Origin of the sequence: Marinobacter sp. BSs20148, from assembly GCF_000283275.1 — a bacterium.
Classification (GTDB): Bacteria; Pseudomonadota; Gammaproteobacteria; order Pseudomonadales; family Oleiphilaceae; genus Marinobacter; species Marinobacter psychrophilus.
Map to the genome: position 1 here is coordinate 143,555 of NC_018268.1, position 17,226 is coordinate 160,780.

15 protein-coding genes are annotated in these 17,226 nt (G+C 55.7%); 11 read left to right on the forward strand and 4 right to left on the reverse strand.

Annotated features, from left to right (window positions below; translation table 11 throughout):
* Window positions 1-38: 38 nt before the first annotated feature.
* The gene (locus tag MRBBS_RS00605; RefSeq protein WP_041635001.1) at window positions 39-2,384 is read left to right on the forward strand and encodes an EAL domain-containing protein; all 2,346 of its coding nucleotides are present in this window, start codon (window positions 39-41) and stop codon (window positions 2,382-2,384) included.
* A 39-nt stretch (window positions 2,385-2,423) separates the two neighbouring features.
* On the opposite strand, the gene MRBBS_RS00610 is transcribed toward MRBBS_RS00605, so the two are convergent.
* Both MRBBS_RS00610 and MRBBS_RS00615 read right to left on the reverse strand, forming a co-directional pair.
* Window positions 2,424-3,761, reverse strand: a complete 1,338-nt coding sequence (locus MRBBS_RS00610; protein WP_014869456.1) for an NAD(P)/FAD-dependent oxidoreductase — start codon at window positions 3,759-3,761, stop codon at window positions 2,424-2,426.
* A 211-nt stretch (window positions 3,762-3,972) separates the two neighbouring features.
* Window positions 3,973-4,716: a spermidine synthase gene (locus tag MRBBS_RS00615; protein ID WP_014869457.1), complete on the reverse strand. Its 744-nt coding sequence runs from the start codon at window positions 4,714-4,716 to the stop codon at window positions 3,973-3,975.
* A gap of 162 nt (window positions 4,717-4,878) precedes the next feature.
* Between MRBBS_RS00615 and MRBBS_RS00620 the strand changes: the two genes are divergently transcribed.
* The 10 genes from MRBBS_RS00620 to MRBBS_RS00665 all read left to right on the forward strand — a co-directional run bounded on the left by MRBBS_RS00620 (window position 4,879) and on the right by MRBBS_RS00665 (window position 14,764).
* The gene (locus MRBBS_RS00620; RefSeq protein WP_014869458.1) at window positions 4,879-5,514 is read left to right on the forward strand and encodes a YbhB/YbcL family Raf kinase inhibitor-like protein; all 636 of its coding nucleotides are present in this window, start codon (window positions 4,879-4,881) and stop codon (window positions 5,512-5,514) included.
* A 103-nt stretch (window positions 5,515-5,617) separates the two neighbouring features.
* Window positions 5,618-6,574, forward strand: a complete 957-nt coding sequence (locus MRBBS_RS00625) for a sulfurtransferase (protein WP_014869459.1) — start codon at window positions 5,618-5,620, stop codon at window positions 6,572-6,574.
* A gap of 36 nt (window positions 6,575-6,610) precedes the next feature.
* The gene (locus tag MRBBS_RS00630) at window positions 6,611-7,822 is read left to right on the forward strand and encodes a YeeE/YedE family protein (protein WP_014869460.1); all 1,212 of its coding nucleotides are present in this window, start codon (window positions 6,611-6,613) and stop codon (window positions 7,820-7,822) included.
* Window positions 7,823-7,838: 16 nt separating this feature from the next.
* A complete protein-coding gene (locus tag MRBBS_RS00635; protein ID WP_014869461.1) occupies window positions 7,839-8,033 on the forward strand; it encodes a hypothetical protein in 195 nt (64 codons plus the stop codon).
* Window positions 8,034-8,314: 281 nt separating this feature from the next.
* Window positions 8,315-9,007, forward strand: coding sequence for a TVP38/TMEM64 family protein (locus MRBBS_RS00640; protein ID WP_014869462.1), 693 nt, complete (start codon window positions 8,315-8,317; stop codon window positions 9,005-9,007).
* A gap of 260 nt (window positions 9,008-9,267) precedes the next feature.
* On the forward strand, window positions 9,268-10,347 hold the full coding sequence (locus tag MRBBS_RS00645; protein WP_014869463.1) for a phosphotransferase: 1,080 nt from the start codon (window positions 9,268-9,270) through the stop codon (window positions 10,345-10,347).
* Window positions 10,348-10,399: 52 nt separating this feature from the next.
* The gene (locus MRBBS_RS00650; protein ID WP_014869464.1) at window positions 10,400-11,602 is read left to right on the forward strand and encodes an ABC transporter substrate-binding protein; all 1,203 of its coding nucleotides are present in this window, start codon (window positions 10,400-10,402) and stop codon (window positions 11,600-11,602) included.
* Window positions 11,603-11,631: 29 nt separating this feature from the next.
* Window positions 11,632-13,308 carry an ABC transporter permease gene (locus tag MRBBS_RS00655; RefSeq protein ID WP_014869465.1) on the forward strand — a complete coding sequence of 559 codons (1,677 nt, stop codon included), beginning with the start codon at window positions 11,632-11,634 and terminating at the stop codon, window positions 13,306-13,308.
* On the forward strand, window positions 13,275-13,937 hold the full coding sequence (locus MRBBS_RS00660) for an ATP-binding cassette domain-containing protein (protein WP_041635002.1): 663 nt from the start codon (window positions 13,275-13,277) through the stop codon (window positions 13,935-13,937). The genes MRBBS_RS00655 and MRBBS_RS00660 overlap by 34 nt, the downstream gene beginning before the upstream one ends.
* Window positions 13,938-14,065: 128 nt before the next feature.
* Window positions 14,066-14,764 carry an SDR family NAD(P)-dependent oxidoreductase gene (locus MRBBS_RS00665; RefSeq protein ID WP_014869467.1) on the forward strand — a complete coding sequence of 233 codons (699 nt, stop codon included), beginning with the start codon at window positions 14,066-14,068 and terminating at the stop codon, window positions 14,762-14,764.
* A 25-nt stretch (window positions 14,765-14,789) separates the two neighbouring features.
* Here the strand turns inward: MRBBS_RS00665 and MRBBS_RS19585 are convergent, their stop codons facing one another.
* Together MRBBS_RS19585 and MRBBS_RS00670 are read right to left on the reverse strand one after the other, a co-directional pair.
* Entirely contained in the window at window positions 14,790-14,942 is a 153-nt protein-coding gene (locus MRBBS_RS19585) for a hypothetical protein (protein ID WP_014869468.1), read from the reverse strand.
* Window positions 14,930-16,570, reverse strand: a complete 1,641-nt coding sequence (locus tag MRBBS_RS00670; RefSeq protein ID WP_014869469.1) for an acetolactate synthase large subunit — start codon at window positions 16,568-16,570, stop codon at window positions 14,930-14,932. Before MRBBS_RS00670 ends, MRBBS_RS19585 begins: the two co-directional genes overlap by 13 nt.
* Window positions 16,571-17,226 lie beyond the last annotated feature (656 nt).

A 17,226-nucleotide genomic window follows, 5' to 3' on the forward strand; every position in this document is an offset into this window, starting at 1 on the left:
CCGCAGCATTATCTACCCGGCGCTATGGGAAGAAGCTTATGGACCCAGTAAATCGGGAAAAACGCCGCCTCGCCGCACTTGAGCGGCTGGCAATCATGGATACAGAGTCAGAAGAACGCTTTGATCGCCTGATCAACCTGGCGCGGCGTTTCTACAATACCCCTATTGCCCTATTTTCGCTGCTGGATGAAAAGCGGCAATGGTTCAAATCTAAACGCGGTCTGGATTTCAGCGAGACACCGCGCTGCGTCGCTTTTTGCGACCACGCCATCAGACAGGATTCGGTGTTCGTCGTCCCGGACGCGACCAAAGATGAACGCTTTTGTAGCAACCCTCTGGTGACGGGTGAACCACACATTCGGTTTTATGCCGGTATGCCCGTGCGGGAGCCTGGTGGGTTCAAAATGGGCACCCTGTGCGTTATGGATCGTAAACCGCGTGACATTCCGGAACACGAGCTGGATGTATTAAGAGCGCTTGCCAGCCTGGTTGAAGATGAAGTGGAACGTTTTTATCACGCGTCGCAGTATCAGAAGCAGGTTCCAGTGTCGCGGCTGAACCGTGCTATTCAGCGGGCTCAGAACGTTTTCCACACAGATGACAATCAGGACGCCGCGTTTGAACTCCTGTTAAGCGATCTGCTGGTGTTGACCGACAGTCAGTTCGGGTTTATTGGTGAAATCCTGACCAATAGCGACAACAGTCCTTATTTGCGCGTAGGTGCCATAACCGATATATCCTGGAGTTCGGAGTCAGCAAAGCGCTTTCAGCAGCGAAAAACGCGGGGCATGCTTTTCGAACGGCTGGATAGCCTCATCGGCGCATCGATGTTGTCAGACGAAGTTCTGTTGAGTAACGAGTTTGAAAGCGATAGCAGAGCCGGCGGATTGCCGCCCGGCCAACCACAGATTACTCGCTACATGGGCGTTCCTATATTTTCTGGTGATAACCGCGTTGGTTTGTTGGGCCTTGCCAATCGCCCCGTGGGGTACACCAACAAATTGGCCGCGGAGCTTGAACCGCTGCTGCAGACGGTGGGCCAGTTGATTGAGCGCAAGCGCATGTATCAGGAGCGGCAGGAACACCAGAAGGGACTTGAACAGGCGGCAAATTTCGATTCGCTGACGGGTTTGCCCAACCGCAGGCGGTTAACTGAATTGTTTGAACTGGAGCTGACACTCGCGGATCAGCGCCAAGGCGCCCTGGCCATCTGCTTTATTGATCTGGACGGTTTTAAAGAGATCAACGACGATTACGGCCACTCAGTAGGCGATGCGGTTTTGAAAACCGTTGCGGCGCGGCTTCAGCATATTCTTCGTGAGTGCGACATTATTGCCCGTTTGGGCGGCGATGAATTTGTCGCCATTATCCGCGATGTGGAAAATAACGCGGTTTACGAGCGTATGCTTGAAGCGATTCGGCGGCCGATACACCACCAGGATGTCACGCTCAATCTGGCCGCTAGTATGGGCGTTACCCTATACCCGCGGGATCAGTCCACACCGGATCTGTTACTGCGACATGCCGATCAGGCGATGTATGTGGCAAAAGACGCCGGTCGCAATCGCTACAGCATTTTTGATTTCGAGACTCATGTGAGCCGCATTGAGCAGGGACGGATTTTGGAGCAGGCTGCGAAGGCCTTGGACGAAGGCCAGTTTGAAATGTATCTGCAACCCAAAATTGTTCTGGCTAACCATCGGGTGGAAGGTTTCGAGGCCTTGATCCGTTGGAATCACCCAGAGAAAGGGTTACTCGGGCCAATCAGCTTTTTGCCACAGGTGGAGCACACGGAATACGCCGCAGAGGTGGGCCGGTTTGTTATCGCAGACGCGGTGGCCAAGCTGCAGCATTGGAAACAGCTGGGGCTGCCTTATTCGCTGAGTATCAATCTGAGCCCTACGCACCTTCTTAGCGATAGGTTTGTAGCGGATTTGCAGGCGGCTTTGCAGGATTGCGATCCAGATGTACGCTCGAGCCTGATTATTGAATTGCTGGAAACCACGGCGCTGAACGATTCTGGAAGAATCATGGGCATTCTGTTGAAATGCCGGAATCTGGGCGTGCAAGTATCCCTGGATGATTTTGGTACTGGTTATTCTTCGCTGGACCACTTTCGCCGCCTGCCGGCGCAGGAAATCAAGATCGACCGTTCGTTTGTGAGCGACATGCTCACCAACGCGGACGATGAGATGATCGTAAAATCCATCATCAGCCTGTCAAAGAACTTCAAGCGCCGGGTAGTGGCAGAGGGCATTGAAACCCAGGCCATGCAGGACAAGCTGATTGACATGGGTTGTGAGCAGGCTCAGGGTTTTTTCTACAGCAAGCCCCTACCGGCAGATGCCGCTCTGGCCTGGGCCGAGGCCTATCAGCAGCGCTAATAGGTTCCCGTTTGGCTCCACAATCCGTTTCTGAAAATCTTAGTGCAGCTTCAAACGCGGCTGCATTGCCCGGCTGATTTTGTCCATCAACCAGATAACGCCGGTACGCAGGAAACCGTGCACAGCCACCTGGTGCATGCGGTACAAAGACACGTAAAAAAGCCGCGCTACCCTGCCCTCAATGTACATGCTGCGGCCCGACAAATTACCCATCAGGTTACCTACGGTGGTGTAGCGGCTAAAGTTAATGAGCGAGCCGTGGTCGTTGTACACAAACGGCACGGCTGCTTTGCCTTGCAGGCGGTTGCACAGGGTTTTGAACAGCGCGTCGGCCTGCTGGTGCGCCGCCTGAGCGCGAGCGGGTACCGGGCGCTCCGAGCCTGGTTGAGGGCAGGCGGCGCAATCGCCAAGGGCAAAAATATGTGTGTCATGGGTGGTTTGCAGGGTTTGCAGTACCACCAATTGATTATCACGATTTACTTCCAGACCTTCCAGTTTACTCAGAAACACCGGTGCCTTGATGCCAGCAGCCCAGATGGTCATGTCGGATGGCAGCTCGGCGCCGTCCTTCATCACAACAGTGTCTTCTTTTATTTCGCTGACCGGTTGGCCCGTCAGCACCTTTACGTGCTGATGTTCCAGCTCGCGAGTTGCCGCAGAAGACAGTCGTGTGGGCAATGCAGGCAAAATACGGTCGGCCGCTTCAATCACTGAAATAGACACGTCAGACGCGCGCAGGTGGTTCATGCCGTACACCGGCAGTTCGCGCGAGGCCAGACGCAATTCGGCTGCCAACTCCACACCGGTAGCGCCAGCGCCAATTATATTGATGTGCAGGCGGTGTTGGCGGCCTTGCTGAGCTTCGTGGTTTTTGCGTAAAAAGGCGTTCAACATAAGGTTATGAAAGCGTCGGGCTTGTAACAGACTGTCCAGAAACAGACAGTTTTCCTGAGCCCCGGGGGTGCCAAAATCGTTCGCGGTACTGCCTACAGAAATTACTAACGTGTCGTAGCTAATTTCCCTTTCGGGCACCACTTCTACGCCGCTTTCACCCATAAACGGGGCAACCACAAGAGTTTTGGTGGCGCGGTTCAGGCCGCTCATGCGGCCGAGCTGAAATTCGTAATGATGTTTGCGAGCGTGGGCGCGGTAATTGATCTCGTTGGCATTGGCGTCCAGGGAGCCAGAGGCAACTTCGTGCAGCAGAGGTTTCCAGACGTGTGTCAGACCGGCATCCACCAAGGTAATGCGGGCTTTGCCTTTTTTCCCCAGTGTGTTGCCAAGGCTGGTAATCAATTCAAGGCCGCCGGCACCGCCGCCAACAATGACTATATGGTGGGGGCTACTATTATGGGATTTATTTCTCGGAGCAACCATCGCATTGGGCCTTTACAGAAAAGAGAACAAAGCGCTCTTACTGCTGGCGTATAAAAGCGCTTTGTTGTCGTGACTGAGACCTATAGCAAGCGTTTGATATTAACGCGCCATGCGCCAGCAAACAATGAACACCGTGTAAGCAATGTTGCTGAGTTATTTCACTTGTAAAGACATCAGAGGCACCGTGTGCATTATTCCAAGCGACTCATTTTTATTCCAGGCGGCTCACTTTGGCCATCAGTTTGCGCCATCCAATCGGCAGCGTGCGTTCCAGAGCGTTTAGCTTCGGATCTTTGGCATTTATGGCCTCAAGTGGCTGTCTACTGGCGTAAAGCACGGTGTTGTTGGTTTTGCTGCGGAACACTAGCAATACCGGAAAGTGTTTCTTCAGCTGGCGGAACCAGGCGTCGTTGGGAACGGGTGGGCGGTGGTAGTTCAGTGCCAGCCAGCCGTCATCTGTTAATACGCGGGCGCAGCTGTCCATAAAAACCCGTTGTGACTGGGCCGGGCTCATACGATCGGCGTTGTAAAGGTCAGCCAGGATCATATCGCTGCTGGCGTCAGGTAGTTGTTCCAGCGCAACGCGGGCGTCGGCGACGGTAACCTGCATGCGGTCGGTTTGCGGCAGGCTGAAAAATTCCCGGGCCACATCCACCACAATCTGTCGCAGTTCCACCACGTGTACGGTGCATTCGGGGTTGAGATGGTGAAACGCACTCGCCAACGCGCCTCCACCCAGGCCCAGAACGGTTACCCGGGCCGGCATATGGAAGGCGGCGGGCAGCATCATGGCGCGATTGTATTCGTGCACGGGCAGATGGGGTGTGCGGCGGTCTATTTTGCTTTGTTCAAAAATAGAGTTGAACGTCAAAACACGGTGTTTGCGCTCGTCGATAACCAGCACGCTGCCCAGAGCGTCGCGTACGTGGTGGATTATTTCTCCTTCATTAAACATAAGGTTGACAACAATTCCATGCAGTAGTGGTTGATAAAAAAGGCATAGGCGATATGGTTGGCCTTTGTATCACAGATTCGCTGGAATTCTGCCACAATGGTGGTGAAAAACGTTGACGATCAATTGCTGACCAAAAGTGGTCAGGGCTAAGGAGGATTTGACGTGAAACTGACAGTGTCAGGAATTGAAGACGGTAACCCGGCACCAGAGAAGTTTGCCTTTGGCGTGTTCAATGAAGACGATCACATGAGTTTTGGCGCTAATCGCAGCCCGGAAATGATCTGGGATCAAGTGCCGGAAGGCACGCGCAGCTTCGCCATTGTGATGTTTGATCCAGACGTGCCCAGCATCGCAGACGATGCCAATCAGGAAGGTAAAACCGTCTCCAAAGACATTCCGCGGGTCGACTTCTTCCATTGGCTGCTGGTCGATATTCCTGCCCGCATGCGCTGCCTGCCGGAAGGCGAAGACAGCGACGGCGTTATTCCAAAGGGCAAGGGGTCCGGCGGCGGCCCGGTAGGTGTGCGCGGTGTGAACAGCTTCACCCAGTTTCTGGCAGGCAATCCGGATATGGCCGGCACCTATTTTGGTTACGATGGGCCGTGCCCGCCCTGGAATGACGAGTTGCTGCACCATTACCACTACGAGGTATATGCACTAGATATAGAAACTCTGGGGCTTAGCGGAGAATTCGATGGCGTGAGCGTGCGTAATGCCATGAAAGAGCACGTATTGGCCAGCGCTCGAGTAACCGGTACCTATACCCTGAACCCGGATTTGCCCGAATGCCAAAGGTAAGCACTATGATCTTATTCTAAAAAGGAATAAATAAACGTGTGTTAATTCTTTTTTGAATAAGCCATAATGCCACTCTGTTAGAATTCTTGCGTGGAGTGATGTTATGGCCCGTTTTTTTGTTTCCTTCCTTATTCTGTTCAGCTCGCTGGCAACAGCCGCTGACCGCGACTTACCTCCGCTGGTTGATGCCGACTGGCTGCAACAACAGCGCCAGCAGTCTGAATTGGTTATTGTCGATATCCGTTCCGGGATTGATAACGGCGGCGACCGCAGCACTTTTCGCAAAGCGCATATTCCTGGCTCGGTTTATAGCAGCTACACCGACGATGGCTGGCGTGAAAGTCGTGATGGCGTAACCGGTGTTATGCCACCGGTGCCCAGTCTAGAGCGCCTGATCAGCGGCCTAGGCATCAATAATGGCGATACGGTTGTATTGGTGCCAGCCGGAACCGGCCCCACCGACTTTGGCAGTGCTGCCCGGGTGTACTGGACGTTCAAGGTACTGGGCCACGATGCGGTGACCATTTTGAACGGCGGCTTTGCCGGCTGGAACGAGGCTGGATTTGAAGTGGCCAGTGGTGAAGGCGCACAGCGTCCTTTCGGTGCTTTCGAAGGCGAGCTACAACCAAAGCTGCTGGCCACGCTTGAAGAAGTAGACGACGCCCGCCAGAATCAAGGCCAGCTGGTAGACGCTCGCCCGGCGGACTATTTTACCGGCAAAGAAAAATCATCGGTGGCCAAAGCTGCGGGCACCATTCCTGGTGCGATGAATCTTCCCCACCAGAACTTTCTCAGCCAGCAGGGTAAAGCCTGGTACTTGAACTCCGACACCATTGCCGGCCAGCTGCAAAGCACCAGTCTGGATCGCGACAAGCGCGCCATTGCCTTCTGCAACACCGCCCACTGGGCCGCCACCGACTGGTTTGTGCTGAGTGAGCTGGCCGGATTTGACGAAGTGGCGCTGTATGACGGCTCCATGGCAGAGTGGTCTCAGGACAGCAATCGGCCGATGCAGGTGGAGAAGAAAGGTTTAGCGAAACTGCTCGACGTATTTAATTGATTCCACGTGATGCTTTAGACAGCAAGAGAGAATGGCATGAGTGAAGTTGCTGCCCCCACTTCAGCGATTCAATCGACCTGGCAGGTAGATCGTTTTGTTGTAGTAACAGCACTGGTCGGTTTTGCCCTTCTGGGTGGACTCATCTGGCTTGAAACCGCACCGTTCATGGTGGTGTTATTTGCGATTGGTACGGTGCTGGGTATTGCGCTTTACCACGGCGCGTTTGGTTTTACCGCCGGATGGCGCAACCTTGTTGTGCACAAGCGCGGCGCCGGCATGCGAGCTCAGCTGTTGCTGTTTGGGGTAACCTCCATTGTGATGGTGCCGCTGCTTTACAGCGGTCAACCCGGTTTGATTGGTGCAGTAGCGCCAGTGGGTACCTCACTGGTGGTGGGTTCCTTCATGTTTGGTTTGGGCATGCAGCTGGGTGGTGGCTGTGGCTCCGGCACCTTGTTCACTGTAGGCGCGGGCAATCTGCGGATGATCATCACCCTGGTGTTCTTCATCATTGGTACGGTGCTGGGTTCTATTCATTTGCCTTGGTGGCTGGATCAGCCCGGGTTTGACCCGGTGCCGCTGGTCGCGAGTTTTGGCGTGCCCGGCGCCATCGTGTTGCAGCTGGTCGGCTTGCTATTGATTGCTCGCTGGATCAGTCGCATTGAGCGCAAAGCGCACGGCCAAGTGGCCAGCGATGAGCTGTTGTGGAAACAGAAAGGTCAGGGTTTCTGGCGCACACTGGTAACCGGCCGTTGGCCGTTCACCTGGGCCATTTCGATTCTGGCCGCCGGCAATATTCTTACCCTGGCCATCGGTGGGGCGCCCTGGAGCATCACCTTTGCGTTCAATGTATGGGGCGCTAAAGCGCTGCAATCCATCGGCGTCGACATGGGTCAGTTTGAGTTCTGGCAATGGGAATACCCGGCCATGGCTCTGAAAGATTCTCTGCTCACCAACATTCCATCGGTGATGAATTTTGGCCTGCTGTTAGGCGCCATGCTGGCCGCAGGTTTGGCTAATCGTTTCAACGAAGCCAGTCGCAACAAGCTCCAAGGTCGCCCGTTTCTGGCGGCGGTGGTGGGCGGCCTGTTGCTGGGCTACGGTGCTCGCTTAGGTTTTGGCTGCAATATAGGTGCGCTTTTCTCAGGTATTGGTTCGGCCAGCCTGCACGCCTGGATATGGTTCGCTTGCGCGTTTGGTGGGTCTTACATTGGTATTCGCCTGCGGCCCTGGTTCCGCCTGCCGAACTGACAACGGGAGCACAGTTATGAATCCAGCTTACCGTAAAAGTCGCGTTCTGGCGTTGTTGGGTGCCATTTTGATACTGATTGTCATCGACCACCTGAATAGCCCGACGTTTGCGTTCAACTCAGGCCAGGGCAATGTGCAAACCGCGCTGTCGCAGAAAGACGACTCAGCCTGTGCGCCCTGTGGCGCGCCCTGCCCGTCTACCCGCGACTGACGCCAGTCTGCTCTCGTGGCGGGTTAGTAAGCGTCAACAATGTAAGTCATATCGTCCCTAACGTCTTCAAATCCCAAGCAAAAAAGTTTCGCTCTGCAAGGGTGGCTTTTAAGTCCGGCCAGAATGGAATCTAGCCAGCCACATGCTTGGCCAACTCCGCACCGCCAGCCTCGGCATAGCGGGCAGATTGAATGATCGCTCAGTAACAAGTACCATTTAATACGCAGTTGAAAATTCCCGAAAATGCTTCCCGCCTTCAACGTGGCCGGTAGAATACTCTAATGAACCGTTCACAATGGGCTTTCCGGCTCACTTTTCTGATCATAGTTGCACTCGTGATGGGGGCTATTTGGTTGCTTCTTCGTCAGCTGGGTATGCCTGTTAGTCTGGCGCCAGAAGCGTTGGCTGAGTGGCTTAACCAGCAGGGCATGTCCGGGCCAGTGTTGCTGATGCTGTTGATGATCCTCGCGGTGGTTGTCGGGCCGATTCCGACACTGCCCATCAGTGCTGCTTCAGGTCTCGTTTACGGCGTGTTCACTGGAACTGCGATTGCAGTGTCGGGAGCCCTCGCCGGGTCTATCATTGCTTTTTATCTGGCGCGGGTACTGGGGCGTGAGGCGGTTCGGCGCAAACTGGGCGATAACCCGGTATTTTCAGCCACCGGTTCCCAGCGTTTTCTGTTCATGGCGGTGACGCTGACGCGCCTGATCCCATTGTTTTCGTTTGCGCTGATCAGTTATGCCGCCGGTGTCACTGCGATATCGTTTTGGCGTTATGCGCTCGCGACCACCCTTGGCATGCTGCCCATGACTTTCGTTTTTGCCGGACTGGGTCACAGCTTTGAGCTGAGCCCTTTGCTGACCGTGGTCGCTGCTGTGGTCATTCTGGTCGTCATGAGCACACTGCCGCTGTATCTCAGCCGGCGCCCTCACTCCCGACTGTCTCGTTTTTTGCGTCTCGATACTCAGGCCTGAGGTTGTGAGCATCGCGTGTGTAACAGAGCGCCGTTGCCTTTATCTGTGGCCATTATTTTTCGGGGTTTCTGTAATTTTTATTAAAGTCATGTGTCCTGAAGATTCAAATTGTTGAATTTTCTGACCGAGCAAGGATCAACGACCGTGGAATCCATCTATTATGTCCTTTGTTGGCATTGTCACCGACGTTGCAAACACGGCTACGAAACCCGCTTCCAGCCCCAGCGGCGTTCGAGCCAACATGGCGTGGTGGCAGTATCATGACCCGGAATCTGAACCAGGGGCAAAACGGAATGTTTCACGCCCTCGGCGTATCGGAAGCGGGCCTTGAAAAACGCCTTGCGGACACCGTCTGGCGCGGACAATCCCTGCGCTTCCTTCAGGACACCGGGTTAGCCCACGCCCATGTGCTTCTTGGCGATAGCGGCCAGTTACTGCGTATTCCCAAACAAAGCCAGGTGGGCCTGGATCCGGAACCGCATCTGGCCCACGAAGCAATCTGTTTTCAGGCGGCGGCGCCCTCTTTGGTAACGCCAGCACTGCACCAGGTGTTACCGGTCAGCCCGGCGCTGCCCCGGGGTGCTCTGGTGCTGGATTATGTGGACGGTGTGCCATTGGCGTTGCCTGAGCATGTGGCGTCTCTGAGCCTGTCATTGGCGAGAATACATTGTGTTGATGTGCCGCAAGCGAGCCACCAGCGCCTGAGCCTTCCTGAAGATCCATTGGTCAGCATGATTCAGGAAATCCGCAGCCAGGCGGAGTTCCTGGCGCGCGCCGGGTTGTCCGCCGACGTTCAGGCCCGGGTGCAGGGGCAGCTTGAGTTCGCCACCAGACTGGCCGGCCTGGATGAGCGACCGCCAGAAAGCCTGATCACCTTTGATGCCCACCCCGGCAACTTTCTGGTCGACAAACAAGGCGCCGCCTGGATGGTGGATCTTGAAAAGTGTCGCATCAGCTACCCGGGCTTCGACCTGGCCCATAGTACCCTGTACACCTCGACCACTTGGGACATGAACTCTTACGCCGTTCTGGCGGTCGACGACATCGCCTATGCGTATCAGTCGTGGGAGCAGGCTTTTGGTGCCAGGGGCGCCGATCACCGCCCCTGGCATGTGCCGCTTCGTCGACTTATGTGGTTGTGGTCAACGACCTGGTGTGCAAAGTGGCTGGCACTGTCCAGTACCGCACCCGGGCCGGATGGCGGCCAAAGCTGGTCCGAATCTAATAATGAAAATGCACTCAATGCCCATGTGCGGGATCGGGCGAAACATTACCTGGAACCAGCGGTCATTGACGCCATCGTATCTGAATTCGATGAGCTGGAACGGCTGCTGGCTTAGGCGGTGGCCTGCACGGTTTTTAACCAACTAACAACGACAAACAGAGGTCCTGATGAAGTCTACTTTACTGGCGTTATCCGTGAGCCTGGCGCTGCCGCTGGGAAGCCATGCTGCAGTATCTGATGAATGGCCGGCCATCGTTGAGCAGGCGCGCGGACAAACGGTCTATTTCAACGCCTGGGGCGGAGAATCGAACACCAATAACACCATCCGCTGGGCCGCAGGGCAGGTCGAGGAACGTTACGGTATCGACCTTGTCCACGTGAAACTGGGTGATACCGCCGAGGCCGTTTCACGGGTCGTTGCGGAAAAGCAGGGGGGTAACACCTCCGAAGGCGCTGTTGACCTGATCTGGATAAACGGCGAGAACTTCGCAACGCTTAAGGAGGCAGGCCTGCTGTTTGGCCCCTGGGTCGGGCAACTGCCGAACTTCAGCCTGACAGACCCCGAAAATAACCCCGCAGTAACGACCGACTTTACCGTGCCGGTGGAGGGCATGGAGGCGCCCTGGGGCAAGGCGCAGGTGGTGTTCTATTTCGACAAATCGCTGACGGACAACCCTCCGGGCTCGATGCCTGGGCTGCTTGAATGGGCGCAGGAAAATCCCGGTGAGTTTTCCTATCCCAAGCCGCCTCAGTATCTGGGCACCACGTTCCTGAAACAGGCTTTAATTGAACTGACAGGCGATGGAGACGCGCTGTATGGACCGGTTGCCGAGGCAGATTTCGAGGCGGTCACAGCGCCACTCTGGAATTTTCTGGATCAACTTCACCCACACCTTTGGCGGTCCGCCCGTAATTTTCCCGACAATGGTCCGGCCCTGCGTCGCCTGATGGGGGATGGCGAGCTCAGCCTGGCTTTCTCCTTCTGGCCCGCCGAGGTGCCAGCCGCCATCGCCAACAACGAGCTGCCGCCAACGGTGGAGAGCTATGTGCTGAACGGGGGCACCATCGGCAACGTCAGCTTTCTGGCCATACCCTTCAACGCCCAGCATAAGTCAGCCGCCATGGTGGTAGCGAATTTCCTGCTGTCCCCGGAAGCTCAAGCCTACGCGCAGCATCCTGACAACTGGGGCTTCCTGACTGTGCTGTCTATGGATCAACTGGACGCCGAACAGAGAGCTCTGTTCGAAGCATTGCCGTCGCCTAAGGGCGGAGTGACACCGGCAGAGCTCCAACAGGTCGTGGAGGAACCTCATGCCAGCTGGGTTGAGGCCCTGGAAACCGCCTGGCTTGAGCGATACAGCGGCAACTGACCCCATTTGATGATGATCTGAGCTTGCCAATGCTGCGCCTTGCACCCTGGATTATTGTTCTCAGTCTGGTCTTGCCGGTGGTAGGAGGCACCTTGTTTACCGTGCCACCGGCTTTTGGCTACCTGCCTGTACTTGGGGGCAATGACTGGTCGTTTCGTCCGTGGCTTGAGCTGGCGGCAACGCCTGGCATTCTGCGGTCGGTTGCCGTGAGTTTTAGTAGTGGCCTGTTGGCGACCGGCCTGGCGCTGATCATCGTCTTTCTGTTTCTGTCGACCATTGCCAATACCCGGTTTGATCGCTGGATCCAGCGGCTGGTTTCTCCCCTGTTGTCGATCCCCCATGCCGCCGCGGCGTTCGGGTTTGCTTTTCTGGTCGCGCCTTCCGGCTTGCTGCTGCGGTGGCTTTCCCCGTCATTGACCGGGTTTGAGCGACCACCGGATTGGCTGTTGCTGAATGATCCTTTCGGCATATCGCTGATCAGCGGCCTGGTGTTCAAGGAAATTCCTTTCCTGCTACTGGTCAGTCTGGCGGGTTTGCCTCAGCTCAATGCAGGTCAGCGAGTCATGCTGGCACGTTCCCTTGGTTACCTGCCTCGGGTTGCCTGGTTCAAAACGGTGGCTCCGGCACTTTATCCGCTGATCCGACTGCCAGTGTATGCGGTGCTGGCGTTTGCCACGTCCACGGTGGATGTGGCGATGATTCTGGGGCCCAATCTACCTTCCACCCTGAGTGTTCAGGTGGTGCAATGGTTCAATGATCCGGACCTTTCCCGCCGTTTTCTGGCCTCGGCTGGAGCGCTGCTTCAGCTTCTGGTAACCGTATCGACGTTGTCAGTTTGGTGGGGGTTGGAGAAACTGATTGGCACGGGCTTCAATGCCTGGATAGCCGGCGGCAACCGGCAACGATTTGACGGCACGTTATGGCTGGCCGGGCGCGGACTCATGTTGATTGCAACGCTGCTGCCGATGCTGGGACTGTTCGCCCTTGCGCTCAACTCCGTCGCCGGCTTCTGGCGTTTTCCCGACGCCTGGCCAGGGTCTATTACCACGAGCCACTGGCTGCAGGCACTGCCGGATTTGGCCCGGCCGTTCTGGATGACCATGGTCATCGCGACGGCGGCATCCGCGCTGGCTGTGGCCATGGTGCTCGCTGCGCTGGAGCATGAGCAGCGCCGGAACCGACCGACTCCCCGCGCGCTCTGGCTGCTCTATCTACCATTGCTGGTGCCGCAGGTGGGCTTTCTGTCCGGCATTACCGTGCTAAGCCAAATAGCGGGGCAGGCGCCGGCGCTCTGGGTGGTGGTCTGGGCCCACCTGCTTTTCGTGTTGCCTTATGTGTATCTGACGCTGGTGGAACCCTACCGTCGCTTTGATTTTCGGTGGGTCATCCTGGGCCGATCATTGGGACTCTCGGTCAATCAGGCTTTCTGGCGCATTCGATTGCCGATGATGCTGAGGCCGGTGCTGACCGCGATGGCTCTGGGCGTGGCAATCAGCGTCAGCCTTTACCTACCTACCCAAATGCTGGGGGGTGGGCGCATCGTCACGGTGACGACGGAGGCGGTGGCACTTTCATCGGGTGGGGATCGCCGCCTTATTGGGGTCTGGGCCATGGTGCAGGCCATCACACCTTTCATTGGCTTTCTGCTGGCACTACTGATTCCGAGGTTATTATGGAAAGAACGTCGGGGCATGCAGGCCCTTTAGCTAAGGCTGGCTGCTTACAACTGCAAAACGTTGCCCTGGAGCTACATGGGCACCGTCTGCTTCATCTGAACGAAACCATCAGCCCCGGCGGAGTGCTGACCGTTATGGGCCCCTCCGGCTCTGGCAAGTCCACGCTGCTGGCCTGGATTGCCGGCTTCATGTCGCCCAGCTTTCACGCGACCGGCCGGGCCATTCTGGACGGTGAGGATATTACCGGCCGACCGGCAGAAAAGACCGGAGTGGGTCTGCTGTTCCAGGACCCGTTGCTGTTTCCGCATTTGTCCGTTGCCGGAAATGTAAGATTTGGCGCCCGCGTAGGAAAAGACGGCGTAGCCGAGCGGGTAGAAAACGCGCTTGCCAGTGTTGGCCTGGCGGGGTTCGGACACCGCGACCCCGAGACGCTTTCAGGTGGACAGCGGGCGCGGGTCGCGCTGGTAAGGCTGATACTCTCCCGACCCCGGGCAATCCTGTTAGATGAGCCCTTTTCCAAGCTGGATGCGCCCTTGCGGCGGGAATTGCGAGCTGTCGTTTTTGAGCACCTGCGTCAACAGAATGTGCCTGCGGTGCTGGTAACACACGATCAGGAAGATGCCGACGCGGCTGGCGGTATTATTGTCACGATCGACTGACTTGTTGGGCCTTGCCATGCAGCAAGGACAATGCAACGAAGCCTGCAACTGCTATTGGCCGGGTCAAGCCGTTACCTGTAATTTGTAATGAGACGATTTCCAAGATGGTCGAACAAAAGGAGCGATCAATGAACAAAGTGTGCGTGATTATTGGTGTGGGACCCGGCAACGGTGAAGCATTGGCCCGCCGTTTCAGTGAGGGAGGCTTCCAGGTGGCGATGCTGGCGCGCAGCCGGGATTACCTCGAATCCCTGGCGCAACAGATTCCGAATACCCATGCCTATGAGTACGATGCCACAGAGATTGATAGCGTAAATTCAACGTTCCAGGCGATCGAGCAGATACTCGGCCCGGTATCGGTGCTGCTCTACAATGCCGGGGCTGGTGTTTTCAAGAATGTGGAGGAGGCCAGCTTCGACGATTTTGAGGCCAGCTGGCGCACCAACGTCCAAGGCCTTGTAGCGGCCACCAAAGCAGTTTTGCCGCAACTGCGCAAGCACGACACGGCCAGTATTGTGGTGACCAGTGCGTCTGCTGCGACCCGGGGGCGGGCAAATTCTGCACCTTTCGCTTCGGCCAAGGCGGCCCAGCGCAGCCTGGCGCAATCCCTTGCCCGGCAGTTGGGGCCGGAAAGAATTCATGTGGCCAACGTGGTGATTGACGGCGTGGTGGATTTGCCACGTACCCGCGAGTGGCTGCATGACAAAACGGATGATTTTTTCGTCAACCCATCTGCCGTGGCGGATGCGATTTGGACCCTGTGTCACCAGGATCCTTCGGCCTGGACCTTCGAACTGGACATAAGACCGTTCGGGGAAAACTGGTAACGGTGTCGAGATTGCAGTTTAAGGCTCAGTCCGAGGGCGACTGATCCTGAAAGAGTTGATGCGCCTCAGCGAGGGCGCCCATGACCATTTCCGCCGAGTCCATGGGGATCTCGCGGATCACCCTTTGGTCATAAGGCCGAAACACTTGCACACTGTTGGTTGTGTTCACAGTTGGCATGTTTTCTCCTTAAGCATGACGTTGAGGATTTCGTGATTGAGTGAGTAATCCACGGGCAGTTCAATGACGTGAACCCCGCTAGACGCCAAGCATGTGTCCAGAGTTTGTTGAAAGTGCTCATCGTTTTGTATCCGGTAGCCGTGGGCGCCGTAACTTTGGGCGTAAGTAACAAAATCCGGGTTGGCGTAATCCAAGCCAAAATTGTCGAAACCCATGGCATGCTGTTTCCATTTAATCATGCCGTAGGCATTGTCGTTGACGATGATCACCACGAGATTAAGCTTCAGGCGAACAGCGGTTTCCAGCTCCTGTGAATTCATCATGAAACCGCCATCACCACAAACAGCCACGACTTGAGTCTTGGGGTACAGCATTTTAGCCATCATGGCGCTGGACAAGCCCGCGCCCATGGTAGCCAGTGCATTATCCAGCAGCATGGTGTTGGGGAAATAACATTTGTAGTTGCGGGCGAACCATATTTTGTAAACGCCGTTATCCAGGCTAAGCACTGCGTCTTCCGCCAGGGTTTCCCGCAGCACATGTACTAAACGTTGCGGCAGCATCGGGAACCGGGTATCGAGAAAATACTTCGACAGATGCTGGTCTACTTCTGTTTTGATGGTTTTGAAAAAGGACAGGTCCCAATGGTCTTTGTTTTCAATAAGCTTCGACAGTTGCTGCACGGAAAAGGCGATATCCCCAACCACGTTGAGTTGGGGGAAGTACACTGGGTCCACCTCGGCAGGTGAAAAATTCACATGAATGACTTGCTTGCCGTCATGCTCCATAAAAAACGGGGGCTTTTCCACTACATCATGGCCCACATTGATAATCAGATCCGCTCGGTCAATGGCGCAATGCAAGAAATCGTGGTCGGACAAGGCGGCTGATCCCAAGTAAAGGGGGTGGCGTTCGTCGACAACACCTTTGCCCATTTGGGTCGTGAAAAACGGAATGCCGGTGGCCTCGACGAAAGCCGTCAATGCTTCGCTGACGCGTTTGCGGTTAGCACCCGCTCCGATCAACAGTAGAGGGCTTTTTGCCGCCTCGATCATGCTGGTTGCTTCGCGCAGTGCGTCTTTTGTGGCGTGGGGGCGGAGGTGACCAATCGGCGGAAAAACCGTCTCCGCACATTCCTCGTCGGCGATGTCCTCTGGTAATTCCAGGTGCACGGCCCCCGGCCTTTCTTCGATGGCCAGGCGAAATGACTCGCGCACCAGTGAGGCGATGGTGTTGCCATTGACAATCTGCTTGGTGGATTTGGTGACCGAGCGCATCAAATCCACCACATCGAGGATTTGAAAGCGACCTTGCTTGCTTGTTTTGATCGGTTTTTGTCCGGTGATCATGAACATCGGCATGGCGCCCAATTGGGCGAAAGCCGCCGGCGTGATCAGATTGGTTGCGCCAGGCCCAAGGGTTACCAAGCAGACGCCGGGCTGACCGGTTAAACGGCCATAGGTGGCGGCCATGAAACCCGCGCCTTGTTCATGGCGGGTGAGAATCAAGCGGATGCTCGAGTTCTTTAATGAATTCAGTAAATCGAGATTTTCTTCGCCGGGAACGCCAAAAATGTACTGGACTCCCTCATTTTCTAGCGCTTTTACGAATAAGTCAGATGCTTTCATCAGGTTTGCGCGAGATACCCCGTCCATTGGGTCGGGGAGGGATAGCACGTCGCCGTTAGGCGGCCCTGGTCTCGCTTTCTCCGTTTTGGTTGAGTGCTATCTTCGGTTGTTGATGGTAGTCATACCGGTCGTTGCCATGCTCGCCTTCCCAACTGCCAGGAGAGAAGGAAAAGTTAGTGTAACGGATCCGGTAAAAGTGGGCGCGTTGATGGATTGCGTCTTAGAGACGCACGGAAGCCTCGGCCTACTCCAGGTCCGGTTGCTATTTTATGCCCAGCATGAAGGCACCCGGATGACTCGATTTTTAAAGCGAGGATGAACAGCTTCAGAACTTGATGTTAATAAAATTACTTTGCGCTCTTTTAATCAGCTCGCGCTCGGTCATTACTCCGGATCTGACCGTCTCCTCCCATCGCTTGCGTCTATGGTGTTCTGCAGAACGATGGAATAGCAGGAGCTGGCCTTCCCCGCTCAACTACGAAACCGGGCCGTATCCGTCGATGCCGCAAAGCTGACCATGAGGTTCAGCAACAGTGCCTTGAGAACTGGTTGAAGGTTATTGGAGATAGAGTGTCTCCGCTTTAGTTGAATAACGTGAGGGATCGCTGTCCCTTTGAGACAGACTAGACAGAACCGTTGTTGTTACACAAAGTGGG

Bases quoted from the DNA above. Each gene is read 5' to 3' on its own strand.
- MRBBS_RS00665 (WP_014869467.1), top strand. From the start codon at position 14,066: ATGAACAAAGTGTGCGTGATTATTGGTGTGGGACCCGGCAACGGTGAA.
- MRBBS_RS00605 (WP_041635001.1), top strand. From the start codon at position 39: ATGGACCCAGTAAATCGGGAAAAACGCCGCCTCGCCGCACTTGAGCGG.
- MRBBS_RS00615 (WP_014869457.1), bottom strand. From the start codon at position 4,716: ATGTTTAATGAAGGAGAAATAATCCACCACGTACGCGACGCTCTGGGC.
- MRBBS_RS00630 (WP_014869460.1), top strand. From the start codon at position 6,611: ATGAGTGAAGTTGCTGCCCCCACTTCAGCGATTCAATCGACCTGGCAG.
- MRBBS_RS00610 (WP_014869456.1), bottom strand. From the start codon at position 3,761: ATGGTTGCTCCGAGAAATAAATCCCATAATAGTAGCCCCCACCATATA.
- MRBBS_RS00655 (WP_014869465.1), top strand. From the start codon at position 11,632: ATGCTGCGCCTTGCACCCTGGATTATTGTTCTCAGTCTGGTCTTGCCG.
- MRBBS_RS00660 (WP_041635002.1), top strand. From the start codon at position 13,275: ATGGAAAGAACGTCGGGGCATGCAGGCCCTTTAGCTAAGGCTGGCTGC.
- MRBBS_RS00635 (WP_014869461.1), top strand. From the start codon at position 7,839: ATGAATCCAGCTTACCGTAAAAGTCGCGTTCTGGCGTTGTTGGGTGCC.
- MRBBS_RS00645 (WP_014869463.1), top strand. From the start codon at position 9,268: ATGACCCGGAATCTGAACCAGGGGCAAAACGGAATGTTTCACGCCCTC.
- MRBBS_RS00650 (WP_014869464.1), top strand. From the start codon at position 10,400: ATGAAGTCTACTTTACTGGCGTTATCCGTGAGCCTGGCGCTGCCGCTG.
- MRBBS_RS00670 (WP_014869469.1), bottom strand. From the start codon at position 16,570: ATGAAAGCATCTGACTTATTCGTAAAAGCGCTAGAAAATGAGGGAGTC.
- MRBBS_RS19585 (WP_014869468.1), bottom strand. From the start codon at position 14,942: ATGCCAACTGTGAACACAACCAACAGTGTGCAAGTGTTTCGGCCTTAT.
- MRBBS_RS00625 (WP_014869459.1), top strand. From the start codon at position 5,618: ATGGCCCGTTTTTTTGTTTCCTTCCTTATTCTGTTCAGCTCGCTGGCA.
- MRBBS_RS00640 (WP_014869462.1), top strand. From the start codon at position 8,315: ATGAACCGTTCACAATGGGCTTTCCGGCTCACTTTTCTGATCATAGTT.